Annotated in this window: 14 protein-coding genes and 1 pseudogene; 6 read left to right on the top strand and 9 right to left on the bottom strand. The window is 36.1% G+C overall.

Annotated elements, in window-relative coordinates; all coding sequences use genetic code 11:
- Nucleotides 1-156: 156 nt before the first annotated feature.
- Together O2Q26_RS09135 and O2Q26_RS09130 are read right to left on the bottom strand one after the other, a co-directional pair.
- Nucleotides 157-567 (bottom strand): hypothetical protein, encoded by a 411-nt coding sequence (locus O2Q26_RS09135; protein WP_289215625.1) that lies wholly within the window; start codon nt 565-567, stop codon nt 157-159.
- A gap of 675 nt (nt 568-1,242) precedes the next feature.
- Nucleotides 1,243-2,316: a hypothetical protein gene (locus O2Q26_RS09130; protein ID WP_289215624.1), complete on the bottom strand. Its 1,074-nt coding sequence runs from the start codon at nt 2,314-2,316 to the stop codon at nt 1,243-1,245.
- 193 nt (nt 2,317-2,509) lie between these two features.
- Between O2Q26_RS09130 and rlmH the strand changes: the two genes are divergently transcribed.
- Nucleotides 2,510-2,989: a 23S rRNA (pseudouridine(1915)-N(3))-methyltransferase RlmH gene (gene rlmH, locus O2Q26_RS09125; protein ID WP_289215623.1), complete on the top strand. Its 480-nt coding sequence runs from the start codon at nt 2,510-2,512 to the stop codon at nt 2,987-2,989.
- A 108-nt stretch (nt 2,990-3,097) separates the two neighbouring features.
- On the opposite strand, the gene O2Q26_RS09120 is transcribed toward rlmH, so the two are convergent.
- Nucleotides 3,098-3,463 carry a DUF1413 domain-containing protein gene (locus O2Q26_RS09120; RefSeq protein WP_289215622.1) on the bottom strand — a complete coding sequence of 122 codons (366 nt, stop codon included), beginning with the start codon at nt 3,461-3,463 and terminating at the stop codon, nt 3,098-3,100.
- A gap of 642 nt (nt 3,464-4,105) precedes the next feature.
- The gene (locus O2Q26_RS09115) at nt 4,106-4,513 is read right to left on the bottom strand and encodes a helix-turn-helix domain-containing protein (protein WP_289215621.1); all 408 of its coding nucleotides are present in this window, start codon (nt 4,511-4,513) and stop codon (nt 4,106-4,108) included.
- A 334-nt stretch (nt 4,514-4,847) separates the two neighbouring features.
- On the opposite strand from O2Q26_RS09115, the gene O2Q26_RS09110 reads away from it, so the two are divergent.
- Entirely contained in the window at nt 4,848-8,075 is a 3,228-nt protein-coding gene (locus O2Q26_RS09110) for an Alw26I/Eco31I/Esp3I family type II restriction adenine-specific DNA-methyltransferase (RefSeq protein WP_289215620.1), read from the top strand.
- Nucleotides 8,076-8,095: 20 nt separating this feature from the next.
- Here O2Q26_RS09110 and O2Q26_RS09105 read toward each other — a convergent pair whose 3' ends face one another.
- Both O2Q26_RS09105 and O2Q26_RS09100 read right to left on the bottom strand, forming a co-directional pair.
- On the bottom strand, nt 8,096-9,673 hold the full coding sequence (locus O2Q26_RS09105; protein ID WP_289215619.1) for an Alw26I/Eco31I/Esp3I family type II restriction endonuclease: 1,578 nt from the start codon (nt 9,671-9,673) through the stop codon (nt 8,096-8,098).
- Nucleotides 9,674-9,908: 235 nt separating this feature from the next.
- Nucleotides 9,909-10,184, bottom strand: a complete 276-nt coding sequence (locus tag O2Q26_RS09100; protein WP_289215618.1) for a protein kinase family protein — start codon at nt 10,182-10,184, stop codon at nt 9,909-9,911.
- 71 nt (nt 10,185-10,255) lie between these two features.
- Here O2Q26_RS09100 and O2Q26_RS19060 point away from each other — a divergent pair.
- The 3 genes and pseudogenes from O2Q26_RS19060 to O2Q26_RS09090 form a co-directional block, all read left to right on the top strand.
- A pseudogene (locus tag O2Q26_RS19060) lies at nt 10,256-10,357 on the top strand (helix-turn-helix domain-containing protein); the annotation flags it as partial.
- 330 nt (nt 10,358-10,687) lie between these two features.
- The gene (locus O2Q26_RS09095; RefSeq protein ID WP_289215617.1) at nt 10,688-11,011 is read left to right on the top strand and encodes a hypothetical protein; all 324 of its coding nucleotides are present in this window, start codon (nt 10,688-10,690) and stop codon (nt 11,009-11,011) included.
- Between the two features lie 3 nt (nt 11,012-11,014).
- Complete coding sequence (locus tag O2Q26_RS09090) at nt 11,015-11,554, top strand: DUF3991 domain-containing protein (RefSeq protein WP_289215616.1); 540 nt, start codon at nt 11,015-11,017, stop codon at nt 11,552-11,554.
- Between the two features lie 370 nt (nt 11,555-11,924).
- On the opposite strand, the gene O2Q26_RS09085 is transcribed toward O2Q26_RS09090, so the two are convergent.
- Complete coding sequence (locus O2Q26_RS09085; RefSeq protein WP_289215615.1) at nt 11,925-13,691, bottom strand: ImmA/IrrE family metallo-endopeptidase; 1,767 nt, start codon at nt 13,689-13,691, stop codon at nt 11,925-11,927.
- Nucleotides 13,692-14,282 carry a hypothetical protein gene (locus tag O2Q26_RS09080; protein WP_289215614.1) on the bottom strand — a complete coding sequence of 197 codons (591 nt, stop codon included), beginning with the start codon at nt 14,280-14,282 and terminating at the stop codon, nt 13,692-13,694. It abuts the gene before it with no gap.
- A gap of 332 nt (nt 14,283-14,614) precedes the next feature.
- On the opposite strand from O2Q26_RS09080, the gene O2Q26_RS09075 reads away from it, so the two are divergent.
- Entirely contained in the window at nt 14,615-14,821 is a 207-nt protein-coding gene (locus tag O2Q26_RS09075) for a hypothetical protein (protein WP_289215613.1), read from the top strand.
- A 561-nt stretch (nt 14,822-15,382) separates the two neighbouring features.
- Here the strand turns inward: O2Q26_RS09075 and O2Q26_RS09070 are convergent.
- Nucleotides 15,383-16,147 carry an IclR family transcriptional regulator gene (locus O2Q26_RS09070; protein WP_289215612.1) on the bottom strand — a complete coding sequence of 255 codons (765 nt, stop codon included), beginning with the start codon at nt 16,145-16,147 and terminating at the stop codon, nt 15,383-15,385.
- Nucleotides 16,148-16,379: the final 232 nt, after the last annotated feature.

Below are 16,379 nucleotides of genomic sequence, written 5' to 3'. Positions count from 1 at the left end.
AACCATACCCCTTTTACGCAGGAATATATACTGGAAAATAAAAAAATTTTGGCGGAGATTTTTTTGGACTTTAAAGAAGGAGCCATTCTGCATCAGCTGCGTAAGGTGTAAATGTAGAAACTCACAAAACCTCTCTGGATATAAAAAAGACCAGCTTTATAGCTGGCCCACCATCAGTTCCACTGTTTCCTTCAGCCGTCGTAAATCATTCACAAGCAAAGACCCATCCAGCAAAAAGTCCTCATCCGACACGTCAGAAGGGCGGAACAACGTAGCCACCACCTCACAGCGACGCTCCCCGTTTGCGATCACCCGCATCGGATGAACCATTTTCTCCCCTGTCGCAAGCGTCAACTCATAATCGGCGACCCGGTAAGGGTTATCCTCCGCAAACTGCACCCGCGCCTTCCCATGGCCGGTCTCTACGAACCATACGTCCTGCCTGCAGGCGACCGACAAGCAGAACGATTTTGCCCATGCTGCCAGATTCATCGGTTCACGCAGGAAATGGTAGGCTTCATCCGCACTGATATTCACCGTCACGCTGACTGTTCTCGTATCCAACATCCGATCCCCTCCGCATCCAACGTTTATCTACTTCATTATTTCGTTATGCCCTATGTATGAAATCTCCATCCGTAGTTTGGGTTAACTTATTGAAAAATATTTAACAGGGATTGGGATAACCGGGGTTCGTTGCAGAAATAAGAGACAGGGGTGGTTGGGAAGCTACTCGCTTTCCTGTGGGGGACCTGGCGAGCTTCATCGGGCTTGCAGCCCTGTGGGATCTCGCCTACATCCTTCTCCCACGGGAGTCTCGCAGCTTCCCAACCACCCCATTCGATTGAGGTGAAAATCGAACCCTTTATCCAGAAGGAGAATATCCTTGGCTTGTGAGAATTTAGAGTTCAATAGAATGATTTTTAACGTAGCACACATTTGATGTTAATCTGCACACTAGAATCAACGATTCCTATTTCTTGAGGAAATTTCGAGATGCTTATGTGGTAGAGGGGCGGAAGGAAACGGAGAGACTCCTGTGGGATTAGCGGGACAGATGAGACCCCGGAGAGCGAAGCTCGAGGAGGCTCAGCGCCCGCCCCACGGAAAGCGAACCGTTTCCTGCAGCCCCTAAACGCCCACTTTGTCTCGAAATTAACCTTCCAATAAAGGCAGCATATATTTACAGAGAAAGCATAAGAAAGAGCCTGGCCCCGAGTAATTAGGACCAGGCATTCACTCTTATTGATAATTGATAATCGCAGGGTTGGGATCGAGTTTTAAGACTTCCTCTGGATCCATGACGGGTTGATCTTTATCGTAAAAGATTTTAAATCCGCCGTACTGAATCGCTTGGTTACGGACAAAATTCCCGTAAAGCGACTGTTTCGCGTTGGCATCGCCCCAGCCGTCATAGTTGAGGGCAATTTCGACGTTGTCGGTCGGTTGAATCGCTTCTCTATTTGTCAGCACGTCATCCGTGAACTGGTGGACAAAAACGAATTTATCCGGCAAATTGTTTTCCTCCGTCAGCTGGGATACATATTCAACGGCTTCCTGCACTTCAGCGCCATCAACCTGTCCGAGGTCTTCTCCCGGCGTTTCTCCTTCATCGACTTGGAATTCGGTGTCAATCGCCAGGTGAACGTGAGGGTGCTTCAGCCATTTCTCAATCATCTTCACCTGATTCATGACGGAATCGGTGCCGAGCTGAATATCAAGCATCACAAGAGCGTCATGCTCCTCAGCAAGCTCGACATACTCATCAATGTTCTCTTCGTCCGTCATGCGCACGTAATTCCCATCAGGTCCAGGCTCATTCTGGGCCATCGTCGCAATCAGCTCAATCGTCGGCACCGCCGGACGCTCCGGATCGGCGTCCGAATACGCCTGCGTCTGTTCCTTCAGCCTTTCCATGTACTCCTCAGGTTCCAGTTCACCGAGAATCCCCATGTTTTCCGATTCCGGCGTACCATAGAACGCCACAAGTCGATGATCCTTCAACGGTCCATCAGACGGATCCTCCACCCCGTCAGCCAGCGTCTCTCCAACAGGAATCGAACGCTTCGAACCGCCTCCCTGTGCCTGAGCTTCAGGCATGTGCTGCTGTTCCTCTTCAGACAGACGTTCATCTATAGGCACAGCGTCTTCCGAAGGCTCCAAAGCTTTAAAAGGCGGATCAGGCTCTTCCTTTTTCTCTTCTTCAGGAGAAGCATCCTTACCTTCATGCTCCGAAGAAGTCGGAGACGATTCCGTACAAGCCGCCAGCAAAAACATAATAAACACCGCCAATAGCAGCAGATAGAACTTTTTCATCACATCACACTTCCTTCTCTAAAACAGTAAATCACTGGAATATTGAAGAAGCTTAACATATTTTTCTTGCGCTATGCCATATGTAAATAAATTGAAAGAAAACTTACATACTTCTGCTTTAAAGGAAGCGGACGAAAGCCAGCAGCTTTCATGATAAAATGGAAGCAGAACAACGAGCTGGAGGACGAAACCAATGAAAATAACCATCGTAACCGTCGGAAAACTAAAAGAAAAATACCTTAAACAAGGAATCGAAGAATACATCAAACGCCTCACCCCCTACGCCAAAGTCGAGGTCGTCGAAGTCCCCGACGAAAAAGCACCAGAGAACCTAAGCGAAGCGCAAATGCTCGAAGTGAAGCAGAAAGAAGGGGAGCGGATTCTATCAAAAATCCAGCCAGACACCCATGTCTTCACACTGGAAATCGAAGGCAAGCAGCTTACTTCAGAAAAACTCGCCAAACAATTGGACGACTTGGCGACGTATGGGAAGAGTAAGGTAGCGTTTGTGATTGGGGGGTCATTAGGATTGAGTGATGAAGTATTAAAGCGGAGTGATTATGGGTTGTCTTTTTCGAAGATGACGTTCCCTCATCAATTGATGCGGTTGATGTTGATGGAGCAGGTGTATCGGGCGTTTAAAATTATGAGGGGGGAACCTTATCATAAATAGTAGGTTGTTCCTTAGAAAGAGGAAGGGTGGGGTAAGCAAAAGTAAAACCTTTAGAAGTGCAATTAAACACTTGGAGAACGGGATATATTATATCCTTAAATTACATAATTACTTTTTTCTATACCATTGTACTCCTTGGGAGTCTTTTCTATCGGGAATAATATTTGTGAAATCCGTACCATTAAGTACTGATTGAATTACCATTCTGCCTAAGTTTTTTCTAACTGTAAGCGGGATTTCATTCCAATTTTGTTCTGTAATTAGTTCCCGTATCAAAAAGCGAGTACCGGCTTCCATGTTTCCAATTCCCACTGCTACTTGCCATAACAGATCTTCGTAGTCATAGCTTGGAGGTTCATTAAATAATAATAGGCGTAAGTATTCACGGATAGATGGACAGTGGGAACTGTACGCATCTAGCGTCACCTTTTCGTATTCTTCTTGAGACAATTCTAATTTAATGTTTGGGGTCAATATGATCACTCCTCTTTTTTAGGTTTAGGTTATTATACCATAACCTAATTAAATTGATTAGAGTTATTTATTAATTTATATTCTTTTAAATATTTTCTACAGAAACATTACTTTCGTATCAAATAAAGAAATATTTAACAAAGGAGTTGCAGGAATGCTTTTTGAAGCGGGCGAGTTTAAGTGAAAATAATCAGTTTGTGAGAGACGTGGGAAGTGAGTAATACACCTTAACTTCCAATAATGAAGAAATGGAAGCACTCATGAACATTAGTGAGGAAGTTGGGAATCATAGCGAAGACTAAACGAGCCTTAAAAAGAAATTACCGGAAAAGGCCAAAGAGGAGATCAATCGATTGACAGAGGGGATGGAAGAAAGTATTTCCATTGGTCTAGTTTAGTTGGCACATCACGGTCACGAATAATAAGCAAGGATAGAAATTTTTTTCATTGCATAGTTATATTCCATTTCTGTGTAACTACTCCTTTTATCTGAGACAGATACAAAGCGGTTTTTAAAAAGCGATAAAAGATTATCTTGAAATCAAGTATACAGGAAAAGGAAGCTTTTCTGGAGTGAAGAGTATATAGATTTATTTAGATAGGATTTTCAACAAATTAAATCTAACATAAAAGCAGATAATTTTAATTATCTGCTTTTTTCTTACTTTCGAGGTCTTTGGATTTTATTAGCAAATATTGGAAGTAACTTTCTAATTCTCGAATTTGCTCTGGTCCCATTGCCTTCCATTTTTCCAAGTCAAAAAATGCAGCATCTTCTATTCCGTACTTGTCCATGAGCTTATTTATTTCTTCAGTTGTGTCGTATTCATTTTCTTCTGGTTCTTTTGCATTACTTTTTGTCCTACCTAATAAATAATCGACGCTTACATCTAACGCATTAGCAAGACTAATAAGCATCTCATTTGATGGTGTACTATAACCGTTTTCGTAATTGCTGACTGTACCTTTTGTAGTTTTAATCTTATTTGCTAATTCACTCTGAGTAAGTCCTTTTGTTTTTCTGGAATATTTAAGTCTTTGTGAGAGCATTTTTATGATCCTTTCACTTTTTTATGTACAAGATTATTGTACCATCTTTCTGCTTATTTATTGATAATTTTAAATGATGTACAAGAAACTTGTTTTTAACCCTTGACATACAAGATACTTGTACATATACTTTAAGTACAAGTTATTCATACTAAGGGGGGTGAAAAAAATGAAGAATAAACGTTTAAAAGAGGAAAGGATTTCAAGCTAACATGAGTCAAACTCAACTTTCGGAATGCTTAGAATATAAAGGGAATGTTCTTATCTATACCTAATTCTTGTTACTTTTGTTAAAATGATTATAGTTAATGTACCTGATAAAGAAGGGATAATTATGAGACAAAACTTAATTACAATAGAAGAGGAAAAGGAACTAAGAAAATATGCTTTAGAATTAAGAAAAAACATTGCTGTTAAAGCTTGTAATTCTTTTCTATCAAACTTTAATAAAGAAAATGAAAAACAAAAAATAAAAAAAACATTTTTAAATAATGTTCTAGAAAGAAAACCGTTTGAAAGTTGTATTGAGTTAATTGCGTTTTCACTTTATTTAACAGAGAAGGCTATAGACCAAGTGCTAGAAAGTCAAAAAACTATTATTAATAAAGTAAGTCTTGTGGGTTATATAATGGAACTGTCAGCGAGGGAATTTATTTCACCCTTCGATACAACAGTTATAAAGAGACATCTCACCTCAGCTAAAAGCAAAGGCTATTTCTTTACCCCAGTGTCACTAGGGCAAGAAATGGTAAAGCTTTTATTTAAGCAAAGTAATTCGTACAAAAGTTTAATTGACCCAGCATGCGGTACTGGAACGTTAATGGCACTTGCGTTAATTAATAATCCAGAGTTGGAAAGAATAACAGGTGTAGAACTTGATTCATTTACTGCTAGAATTGCAACTAAATTACTTAGCGAAGTTTCAAATGACTTAAATATCTCCCCTGAAATTGAAGTAATACAAGGGGATTTCTTGGAATTTGTGAATAATAGAGATGTACTTGAAAATGATTATAAGAAATTTGATGCTTTAATAATGAATCCACCTTATGGACAAGTTAGGTTTCTTAAGTCCAACCTATCTGATTTAACAACAGTAAGTAACCTCCCATCAAGAGAAACAACTGAATTATCTAAAAAACTTAGAGTTGAAAGTATTAACTCAGCAGCTCAATTTAGGAAAAAATTTAATGAAGTTGGACTTGGTAAAGGTACACCCGAATATTCTAAATTGTTTTTAGGGGCTTCTACACAATTAGTAAATGATCATGGGAAAATTGTAGCGATCACCCCTTCATCTTGGTTGGGAGATGAAAATGGAAACGGGCTCAGAGAGTTCCTCCTAAAAAATCATAAGATTGAAGAGGTTTGGAACTTTAGAGAGGATTCCAAATTATTTAAAGGAGTAAACCAACAGACTACTGTAACTTCTATTGTATTAGGAAAAGAAGTTAGGGATATAAGAATTGAACCCAATCTATCTTCTATTGAAGATATTGGGAAATCCACTCAAATTTTGAATGGTAAACTAATTAAATTCATAAGCCCTCGATATTTAAGGCTCCCCCAGTATGGAGGAGAGAGAATTGATATATTAGTAAAAATCCATGCATTTAATACAATCTATAATAATGATGACATTATAAATATGCGAGGAGAATTTGATTTAACTGTACACAAGGACCTATTACGTAAAGAGAATAAATATCCTAGACTTGTACGCGGTGACCACGTGGAACCATTCAGACTTAAAGATACAGATGAATCTGAAAAAATAGGTTTTGTGGATGCTACTACTTTCAAAAAGAAATTAAAGAAAAGTAAAAAGTTAGCACACCTCCAAAAAAAGAGAATTGTTTTACCTCAGTGTTCTTATATGCAACAGAAAAAAAGAATTGAAGCATGCCTAATTCAAAGTGATTCCATAGTTGCAAATTCTTGTAACTATGTTTTGCTAAATAGCGATAGTGAAGATGATCTGAAAATTCTCAACACTATAATGAATAGTGCAGTTATAGAGTGGAGATTTAGGCTGTTTAATAGTAATAATCATATATCTAACTTTGAAATTGATGAATTCCCTATTATTGACCTTAATATAATTGATCCAAATTTAAAAAGTGAAATACTATCTGTATACGATGATTTAGAAGATGAAAAGAAAAAGATTATTCAATTAAACGCTCTTATTTTCCTAGCTTATAACCTGCCTGAAGAACACATTAAGGTAATATTAAATGATTTAAATTACGACACAGAAACAATCAATCAGACAATAATAACCTATTTAGAAATAAGTAAAGTTATCCAAATGCCCATATCTAGTGCTAAAAATCACGAGGTTCCAACTCTTTCTGAACTTGACATCCAAATGATAAAACACGTACCTCCAGGTGGTAATTGGATGAATATACCTGAATATGTACCATCAGAAAGGTTAAAACAAATTCGAGAAATGAGTAAAACTAGAGGTGTTGTAAGAACCACTTATTATGGTAGATTGAAGCCTAATCAACCAGCTTATACTATTTCTACTTATTTCAATAGGCCTGGAAATGGAACTAATATACACCCATGGGAAAATAGGACACTGACAAGCAGGGAAGCTGCTAGACTTCAATCATTCCCTGATTCATTTGAGTTCTACGGTAATGGAGGGTCCATAAGAAAACAAATAGGTAATGCGGTCCCACCTCTATTATCATATGCAATTGGTAAAAGCTTAGGGAAACAGACGTTCGTTGATTTGTTTTCAGGTGCGGGTGGTTTAAGTTTTGGATTTGAAATGGCTGGTCTTGAATGTATTGCTGCATTAGAAAAGAATAAAAGTGCAGCAAAGACATTTGAAAGTAATCATTCTTCAAATGCTGAAATTTTCCAAGGTGATATAAAAAGGACAGAAATACAGAACAAGTTAATTAAAACTATTAAGAAAAAACTTAATGGGGAAAAACTTGGCGTGTTGGCTGGTGGACCACCTTGCCAAGGGTTCTCAACAGCTGGATGGAGGAAAGGTGACGATGAAAGAAATGCATTAGTTACTTATTTCCTTAAAATTGCTAAAGAGTTAAAACCAAAAAATATACTGATTGAAAACGTAGAAGGACTTTTAAATTTTGATAAAGGAAACGTTTTAAGAAGTATACAAGAAGTCTTAGATGAACTAGGGTACACTTTCTATGAAAATCCTTGGGTAGTAAATGCTGAGGAATTTGGAGTACCACAAATGAGGAGAAGGGTAATAATTGTAGCAACACTTAAAGAAAATAAAACATTACCTTTGGCCCCATTAACTTATTTTGATAAGTGTAAAGGAAGGCGAGAAAAAGAAGAGGATAGAGAAACTCCTAAATTAAATTATCCAATCACTGTTTCTGAGGCACTTTTACAGTTGCCAAATCTAACTCCTATCGTAAATGAGTATTTTTATTCTAATATAATTGATGAAACGTATAGTAAATGGTGTACAGGGAGTATTGATGTGGAATCCTTCTTAAATCTAAGGGGCTTATCGGAAAAAAGGATAGGAAAGCGGTTCTCCCAGATAGAATTTGCCTTATAGCATGTAAAGAAATAAGCACCTTATAGAAGGACGCTTATTTCTTTACCAATATTATCAAAATGAGACTTCAATACTTCCTGCAACTCATAAAAATCACTTTGTAAATATTCATAATTTTCACTACTAATCAACTCAAGTATTTGCTGTTCCCTATCATCTGTGTTAAGTTGTTTTAGCCTAATAACTCTGTCCCATTTTTTAATTTCTTCATTTTCCTTAAATTTATTTGCCATCTCTAGTATTTTATTTACATCTTCATTCCAGTGTTTTTCTTCAATTTTTCTAATTTTTCTATCTGTTTCTTTACTGTTATAATTCACCAATTCTTCAAAAGCAATTCTAACAATACGTCCAGAGAGACTTTCTCTATTTTTGGTTTTATTTTCTATTTTAAGGATAGATTCAAATGTTAATCTACTAGGGTCCAAACCTTTAAATTCTACTGAATAATAGGCGTTTTTGGGCGATAAAAAATATGAAAGGAATAATGACATTCCCTCTTCATAGAGCCTATGCAGCACGACTAAATAATAATCCTGTAAACTTCTCATTAAATTACTAAGCTCTTTGGCTGTTCTATCATCATGGATGTGATTTTTACAATTATCCCACAAAGCACGGACCTGCCAAGATGCTACTGATTCATGGTTTTTATATTCGTAATCTAAAAGTTTATCAACATCTTCTTTTGTAAATCTTCGATTCTTTGCTGAATTATGCTCAACACACATTGGCATAAAAAAAGGTATCTGCTTAAAACCACAAGAAAGAGGACCAATATGGTCAGGACTTACTTTTTCTAGTGTTGTATCACAATTTTCTACATAACATTCCCCTGGTCCAGCACTATTGTAAAGTGCGTCTGCAACTATCCAATCCCCTTCTGTCCACCACTTGAAAGCTCTTCTATCATGATTATAAGACCTCATATTTTTATCAGAACGACCAGGGTCATTACTTCTACGGCAACAAACACTTCCGTAGTCATGAAAACCATCTAATCTATCTGGCGGATTCCCCATAAATCCAGGACTTAAATATTTGCTTTTTATATGTTGAGTTCTTTGAAATAATGTCTGGTAGTTGGGTAGTAAATTAAAATAGCTTTCTCTCTCGGGGAATATGTTCTTAATCTCATCTATAAATGCCTGTCCACCGATTATATTAATTAGCAAAGAAGAAGCTTCTAAAACGTCCATGCCTTTTTCGAATTTTCTGGTTTGGCTAAGTTTATTCCATCTATTAGTTAAGAAAAAATTCAAGTACATATATCCTATGAACCTGTCTTTTCCACATAGCCTGCATGGCCTTTTACCAGTGGGATGAATTAATCGAGCAGCTATTGTAAACCTGTCATCGGAATTTCCTGTTCCTGATAAACCAATAGCGTTTGCTTTTTCTACCCACCAATCAAATCTAGCCAAATAATACTCATAAAATGAGGTTGTTTTACCAGAACTGACCTGCCAGTTAATTCTTCCGTTTTCTCCCCGGGCATTTGGGAGATCTTTATAAGCATCATTTTCAACAATCATTTTCATATAATCGATATAATTTTGATGTGCTTTAAATTTGCCTCTTCCATACTTTATGGACATAGCTCCATCCCCATTCTCATTTATTTGTAGTTAACTCTCTTTATATTACCAAAAATAAACAAATGCTCATAGTAAAATATTTACAAAATTGCGAAATTAATTTAAGTTAATTACCGTGCAAATTTGTAGGAAAATGTATAAAAAGTCATTTAATCTAGATAATGTGACAAAAAAGCTGAAGATATATATGGTAATCTTCAGCTTTTTTATACACGAGAGAATAATACGAGTAAATCTACCTTATCCGGTTGTGCTCTCGGGTTATATTTTTAAGAACCCTTGTAACTTTTTTTGATAAATCGTAATATTTTATAGCTTCTGAGTATGTTATGTTTTCATCAGGAATTTGCCCATGCACAACCTTGTTGTTCCTAAGCTCTCTTAACTCCTTTAATGAATTTAGGGTATCGAGGTCAATAGTTCCTGTATCATTTAGCAATATAATATTTTTTAAAGATGAATTATATGGTGGATATTCTGGAGAAAAATAAGTTCTTTTAACAGTATTCATTATTTCTTTCTCTACCATTGACCATGAAATTTTACTGGAGGTTAGGATTTTGGAGGAGAAATTAGTGTTGTATTATTAAGGACCTGCGTAAACGGAAGTTTAAAGTAGCACAAATCGCTAAGGATATTAAGTTTTCGCGACCCACTGTCTATAAATATTTGGAGATGATTTTTGGGTTTTGGGGTCTGACCCCACTGTTCTAAAGCATTAGCGTAGTGGGAGTCAGGCACCTTCATTCAAGAGACTCACAGTAGAGAAGAGGTGTATCAGCTTAAAAAAGAATCTCTTCAAGAATTAAAAGAACTACCATTAACCGATCAGTGGACCGAGAGTTCCATGAAGAGAAAGAATAAGAAAGCACCACTTCCGAAATGCAGAATGGCAAGGGGGATAGGGTGGCTTTTTAGCAAAAGGAAAAGCAAAAAAAGATAGAGGTTGAACGCTACCCAGGGAGTTTTCTCCTGGCTTTTTTATATCTAAATTTAGAAAGGAGGCAGTGCTGTATGGCCAAACATGTAAACGCGGATCAAGTGGAGGTTGCTCGGAATGTGGATCTATTAGACTATCTTAAGCGGGACAGGGCCCCATTGAAGAAAGAGAGAAGATATTACCGACATCAAGTGCATTACAGTTTCGTGATTAAAGACCAAATGTATGCCTGGAACTCCAGAAACGAAAAAGGAGTAGGAGTCATTAACTTTGCAAAAATGTTTTATGGCATGAGCTTTCCTGAGGCAATCCTCGACTTGAATTCGCAAGGTTATAAAGTAAAAGACTATTACCAAGAGAAAAAGCCTAAGGAACATTATCAGTATCCTTTTCAGTAAGAAGTGAACGATAGAATAAGGGCTGAGGAGTATCTTACGTATGAAAGGAAAATTCCTCCTGAAATTTTTAATTGGCTTGATAAAAAGGACTTAATCGCACAGGATAAGCTCGGAAATGTAATATTTAAGTGGAAACAGCAGGGAGAGATCGTTGGTGCAGATCGACAAGGTACTTCTCCAATGAAAGATGGACGAATGTTTAAAGAAATTGATAAGAACAGCCGTGGATCCCCGGGGTTCTCGGTAGATATTGGCAAGCCGAATTCGATATACCTATTTGAGACTCCGATTGAGGCACTTTCTTATTGGGGTATTAAGAAAGAAAAGTTGCAGAACACTCGACTAGTTTCCATGACTGGACTTAAGCGGCAAACGATGATTGATGAGATTAAAAGAATGGGAAGGAAAGGTCACAAGGTAAAGCAAATAACTTTTTGTACGGATAATGATAAGGCAGGGCGGGAGTTTGCTAATAAATATCAAAGGCTAATGAATAAGGAAGTATTTAAAATCGATTTACCTGCAAATAAGACTGGAATATAGAGATTGGGAAAGAGAAGGAAATTGAAAGATAATTGGCGGGCATTTTTAGTGTTCATTATAAACAATGTTTTTAATTAACACATATGTACGCAGTTACGAGCTTGAAGCGATTACTTGTTTGTTAACGAATTAAAGGAGCAGATGACTAGAAACTCCACGCAACATCCTATTGTGCGTTATAATAAGAGTAGAGGAGTCTAAAAGACTCCCATACCTGCTTTTAGGCCAGCATTTGTGACTGCTAAACATAATATAAATACCGGTGGAGATGCTGTAAGAAATAAGAAATGCTCCGTTTCATTCTTAGAAATGGAACACACCTTACTCTAATTAATCAATTAAAGAAAAACAGCCCCGCAAGGGCTGTTTTTTAATCCTCAATAATTTGTAATAGTGTTAGTATCTTATTTTCAAAAATAATTATAGATTCTTCTAGAATAGTCTTCTCGAACGGTGTTTCAAACCAATTAGATGAATTGGACTTGTGAATTATACTGTCCCTACTGTGCATGTCCATTACTTTATGCACAGAAGAATTGGAAGGTATATTATCAATCCACCCGAAAGGAAAAGTATCTGATTTTATAGCCCAATCGACTTTTCCATTAGTGGAGAACACCATAGCAATTTCTAAATTAGATTCTTCTACCCATTTTTTAGCAACTAATACAATAGACGTTTTATATCTCCGGCTAATATCAATTATGTTGTAGAAATTATAATTCAATGTCGATATTACTTTTTTGAACTCTCTGTTAGGTAAAAGTATGTTGGATGCAAAGGAATTTGCTTCTTTCTCTAAGTGTTTATCCATTTTTACTTTGTTTTCTTCATTAACGTCATCAATAAAGCAAAAGAAAGACTTGTTGCTATGGTGAGGAATTATTGCATGAGCTAATTCATGAGCAATAGAAAAATTTATTCTTCCTTCAGATTTCATATTTGTGTTTACGAATATTATTGGTGACAATAGAGAGCTGTCTCTAACAAGACAGGCATCGAATTGTTCTGTTTCAAACCTATTAACTACTAATGTGAAATTAAGATCGTTAACCAATTTCCTTATATCTATAGTTTCATCACCGGGATACTTATTATAGTAATTGTGAACTAAAGCATTGGCATAATCATACCATTCCCAAGCATCATTAGCATTACTTAAAAATTCGCGAGGAGCGGCTAGTTTCTCGATATTAAGTGAAGAAACCCTCTCTATTGTAGCCACAATAAATTCTTTATCTTGTTCTGCTAACCTATTTATTTCGTGTCTAGCAGCTAAATAGAAATTAGCTGGAAGCTCTGCCCTTAATCTATTTATTTTTTTTATAGCTCTTATTTCAAACGAACTATCTAAATCTTTTGCGCTCTCTGAAAGATAATTATACAACTTCTCAGTAAATTTAAGGCTCCAATTACTTAAAAGAAATTTACGAATTGAAGACAATTCTAGTGCATCAAAAATAAATTCGATTTCTAATTCATTTTTATTGCTTAGAAACTTGTTTATTAACCACTCTAATCCTTCAAGTTCTTCTGAATTATTATCCCTGATCATTTTTTGTATAGTTTGGTTAATATGAAATTGGATTTTATCATCAGAGAGCATATGGGATAACACCTTATAATATTGCTGGGAATTGCTTATGATATCTCTCAGTGGTACCCTGTTTGCTTCTACAATATGGCTGAAATTTTTTTCAACATAATCACGGTCAATACTTAGGGCATAATTCAAGTCCCAAGAAGCAAGAAAGGAATGAAGAAGAAAATAAGAATCCTTATTATAAATCTCTTTATCACCTAATTGTTTAAGAATGCCTTTATCTAGTTGTTTTATTGAAATTTTGTTGTTTGAAATAAGAAAAGTAAGTAGGTATGTATATTGCGGTAGTATATCCACTCTTTTATTGAGCACCAATGTTTTAAAATGGCTTAACACAGTTTTTTGTAGTTCTTGTCTTTCACAGAGTGATTTTATTATTGTTTTCCAGTCGTAACTATTGTCAAAAAATATCCGCTTAGCTAATTCCTCGGTAGCAGCATAGGGGGCATGTGAAAAGTTAACATTGAACTTTTGGGCTGCTTCCTCAATATTAGGCTCATTATATGGATCAAATTTTATACCGTTAAAGTTCATCTAACACACCCCTTTCAAATCCTCTAAAAGAATGTCCTCCCATCCATTCCCAGTCCATTTTTGAAAACCAATTATTTTAATGGAATCTTCATCAGTAAAAACTAAGTCTTCCACCATTAATTCTTTCCCTTCTGGGACGCTTTTAATCACTCCTGCGGTACGGTCTATCTTCTTAAATAAGTTTGAGTCTTTTATCTTAATAATAGCCCTATAGTCCATTGCTCTAATATCGATACCGTGAGAATGCATAATCCTTGGATGTTCAGTCTTTAAATAATTATTATGAGTGCAATACGCTCCATCCCCGTAATGAGGTACAAAAGAAAGGGAGTATTTCAAACATTCCCTACACATACACATAGCTCTTGAAGCGAGTAATTGACTTGAGTTAATCAAACTTAAGTCATTTTCATGCAGTAAATATCTATACACAATTGATCCATCTTCTAGTTCTTCTAGTTCCGTGTCTTTAGTTAGGTCACTTCTTTTAATATCAAGGTTCTCAAGAAGACCTTCAATTTCCTCTTCCTGATGAATGTGCAGAGTTTCAGTACCCCATTCTTTACATACATCACATCTCTCCATCATCATACCCCTCTAATATATAAATTTGGATAACAGACCATATTGTACCATAAATTGAAAGTCATATATCAATAGAAAGCCATATCTCAGAATGAGAAATGGGCTTATACAGCGGGGGTTTACAGTTTCTTTAAACTACATTTATTTAGAAGGGCTATAACACTACTCTCTCTAGTCTAGTAACCATTGGAACGAACGAGATTTTTATTTTCACTCCCAGTAAATTTATATGGACTATTGAATAAATAGAAAAATTTTTTTGTAAATACTTATACCTTGAAGGAGTAAGTGTTTTTTTGTGGAATTAATGTAAATAAAAGGTGTGGGAGGTGAAAACTTTGGACCAAGCAACATATGAGTTTAATGGCTATACAATAAAAGCACCAAGAGGTGGATCGATATTTAAAGCTGTTGAAGGTGACCGTACAGTAATGATTTTAAAAGAATCTGGAGTGTATGCAACACTTCAGTATGTTAACGGTGGATTGAACGTTGTTGCAGAGCATGGGGTTAGGATTGAAGGAAACAATATAAATGTTTTATAATACAGTAAAAAGCTAATAAGCTAATAAAACGTAACTTTTATTAGAAATTTCAAATTAATTATTTAATTCTGTATTTTTCTATGCTATAGCATTTAGCTAAGAAATTACTTAGCGGCATGTAAGAGCTAGCAGTTTTGTTCAAGGGGTTATCCCTAACAACAACTGATGGCTCTTTTTTATTGGATTAGACCAAATACTATTACGAAGCATTGATGTTACAACGTTTTAGTTTCATGTTGGTTTTGGGGACAGTCCCCCAGTACGTTAGAGCCATAAAGGAAAGCGTATCACCAATAGTTTAATTGGTGATACGCTTTTTTACGCGATCATAGAGTGGAATCAGGTTAGTTTCATTTATCTATTGATAATATAATTTTTTAAACATCTTCTTGCAAAGTGTGAACGTTAAGTGGAATTTTACACTTTTTAATCGTTTCCTTTTTACACTTCTGTTGAATTTTGGGGTCTGACCCCCGCTCCGTTAAAGCGATAAATCGGTGGGGCAGGCATTTTAAAAAGGTTACCTGATGTTTTATAACCATCTGGTAACCTTTTTTATTTCTAGCTTAATTTTTCAGCGATTTCTTTAGCAGTGGATTTAATTTTCGGAGCTAGTGTAAGCATTTTATCTTTGGATAACCTCTGATAAGGTCCTAGTAAACTAATAAAGCCTATTAGTTCATTTCGGTTATCCGTAATCTCGACAGACATCCCATTCTCACTTTCATCCCATTCTCTTAAAGACAAGCTAAAACCATGGTCACGTACCCAATTTAATTCTTCCTGTAAGAGCGTTGGATCAGTAATGGTAAACCGTGTAATGGGCTCTAACTCCCTATCCAGGATTAAGTTGAATTCTTCAATTGATAGGCGACTCAGTAACAGCTTGCCATTAGAAGTACAATGGGAAGGCAATAAACGGTTGACTAAATTGATAGGGCGAATGCTATGCGGAGCGTCAATTTGGTCTATGGTTAAAGTACCATTATGTTTAGGTACACTAAGGAGTACAGTTTCGTTAATTTCATCTCTAAGTTTTTCTAGCAGTGGGCGTGCTTTTCGAATTAATGATAAATACATGTTATTTTTTGAAAACAAACGGTATGGGGCATACCCGAGTTGGTACCCTTTAGTGGGTAAATCACGTTCTACATAATGAAGGAACTCCAGTGTCTCTAACAATCTCCAAACAGTAGTTCTATTAAGATTTGTTTCTTCTGATAGTTGGTTAATAGTAATAGGATGGTCGCTATTTGCCACTAGTTGAAGGATATGAGCTGCTCTGACTACAGATTGTACGTGATTTTCTTCTTTATTGATATTCATATTTAAAATTATATCTTACTAATTATATTTTGTCATTAAAGGTCTTTTTTTGTAAATATAAGAATTTTTGTAAATAAAATACAAAAAACCATTGACCTACCTAAAATATAGGTTATATAATTCACTCAAAGTTCATTAAAAGAACGGTTTGTTCATAATGCGAACATATCGTTTAATTTTTAAACTGTTATGAAAGCGCTTTATTTTAAAGGGAGGAATGTAGTGTAAGAAA

It is taken from the genome of Halobacillus campisalis, assembly GCF_030345335.1.
GTDB lineage: Bacteria > Bacillota > Bacilli > Bacillales > Halobacillaceae > Halobacillus_A > Halobacillus_A campisalis.
This window is presented reverse-complemented; position numbering and strand designations above follow the sequence as displayed.

Coding starts and splice junctions, on each gene's coding strand:
- O2Q26_RS09135 (WP_289215625.1), bottom strand. CDS start 567: ATGTTGGATACGAGAACAGTCAGCGTGACGGTGAATATCAGTGCGGAT.
- O2Q26_RS09130 (WP_289215624.1), bottom strand. CDS start 2,316: ATGAAAAAGTTCTATCTGCTGCTATTGGCGGTGTTTATTATGTTTTTG.
- rlmH (WP_289215623.1), top strand. CDS start 2,510: ATGAAAATAACCATCGTAACCGTCGGAAAACTAAAAGAAAAATACCTT.
- O2Q26_RS09115 (WP_289215621.1), bottom strand. CDS start 4,513: ATGCTCTCACAAAGACTTAAATATTCCAGAAAAACAAAAGGACTTACT.
- O2Q26_RS09110 (WP_289215620.1), top strand. CDS start 4,848: ATGAGACAAAACTTAATTACAATAGAAGAGGAAAAGGAACTAAGAAAA.
- O2Q26_RS09105 (WP_289215619.1), bottom strand. CDS start 9,673: ATGTCCATAAAGTATGGAAGAGGCAAATTTAAAGCACATCAAAATTAT.
- O2Q26_RS09100 (WP_289215618.1), bottom strand. CDS start 10,184: ATGAATACTGTTAAAAGAACTTATTTTTCTCCAGAATATCCACCATAT.
- O2Q26_RS09095 (WP_289215617.1), top strand. CDS start 10,688: ATGGCCAAACATGTAAACGCGGATCAAGTGGAGGTTGCTCGGAATGTG.
- O2Q26_RS09085 (WP_289215615.1), bottom strand. CDS start 13,691: ATGAACTTTAACGGTATAAAATTTGATCCATATAATGAGCCTAATATT.
- O2Q26_RS09080 (WP_289215614.1), bottom strand. CDS start 14,282: ATGATGATGGAGAGATGTGATGTATGTAAAGAATGGGGTACTGAAACT.
- O2Q26_RS09070 (WP_289215612.1), bottom strand. CDS start 16,147: ATGAATATCAATAAAGAAGAAAATCACGTACAATCTGTAGTCAGAGCA.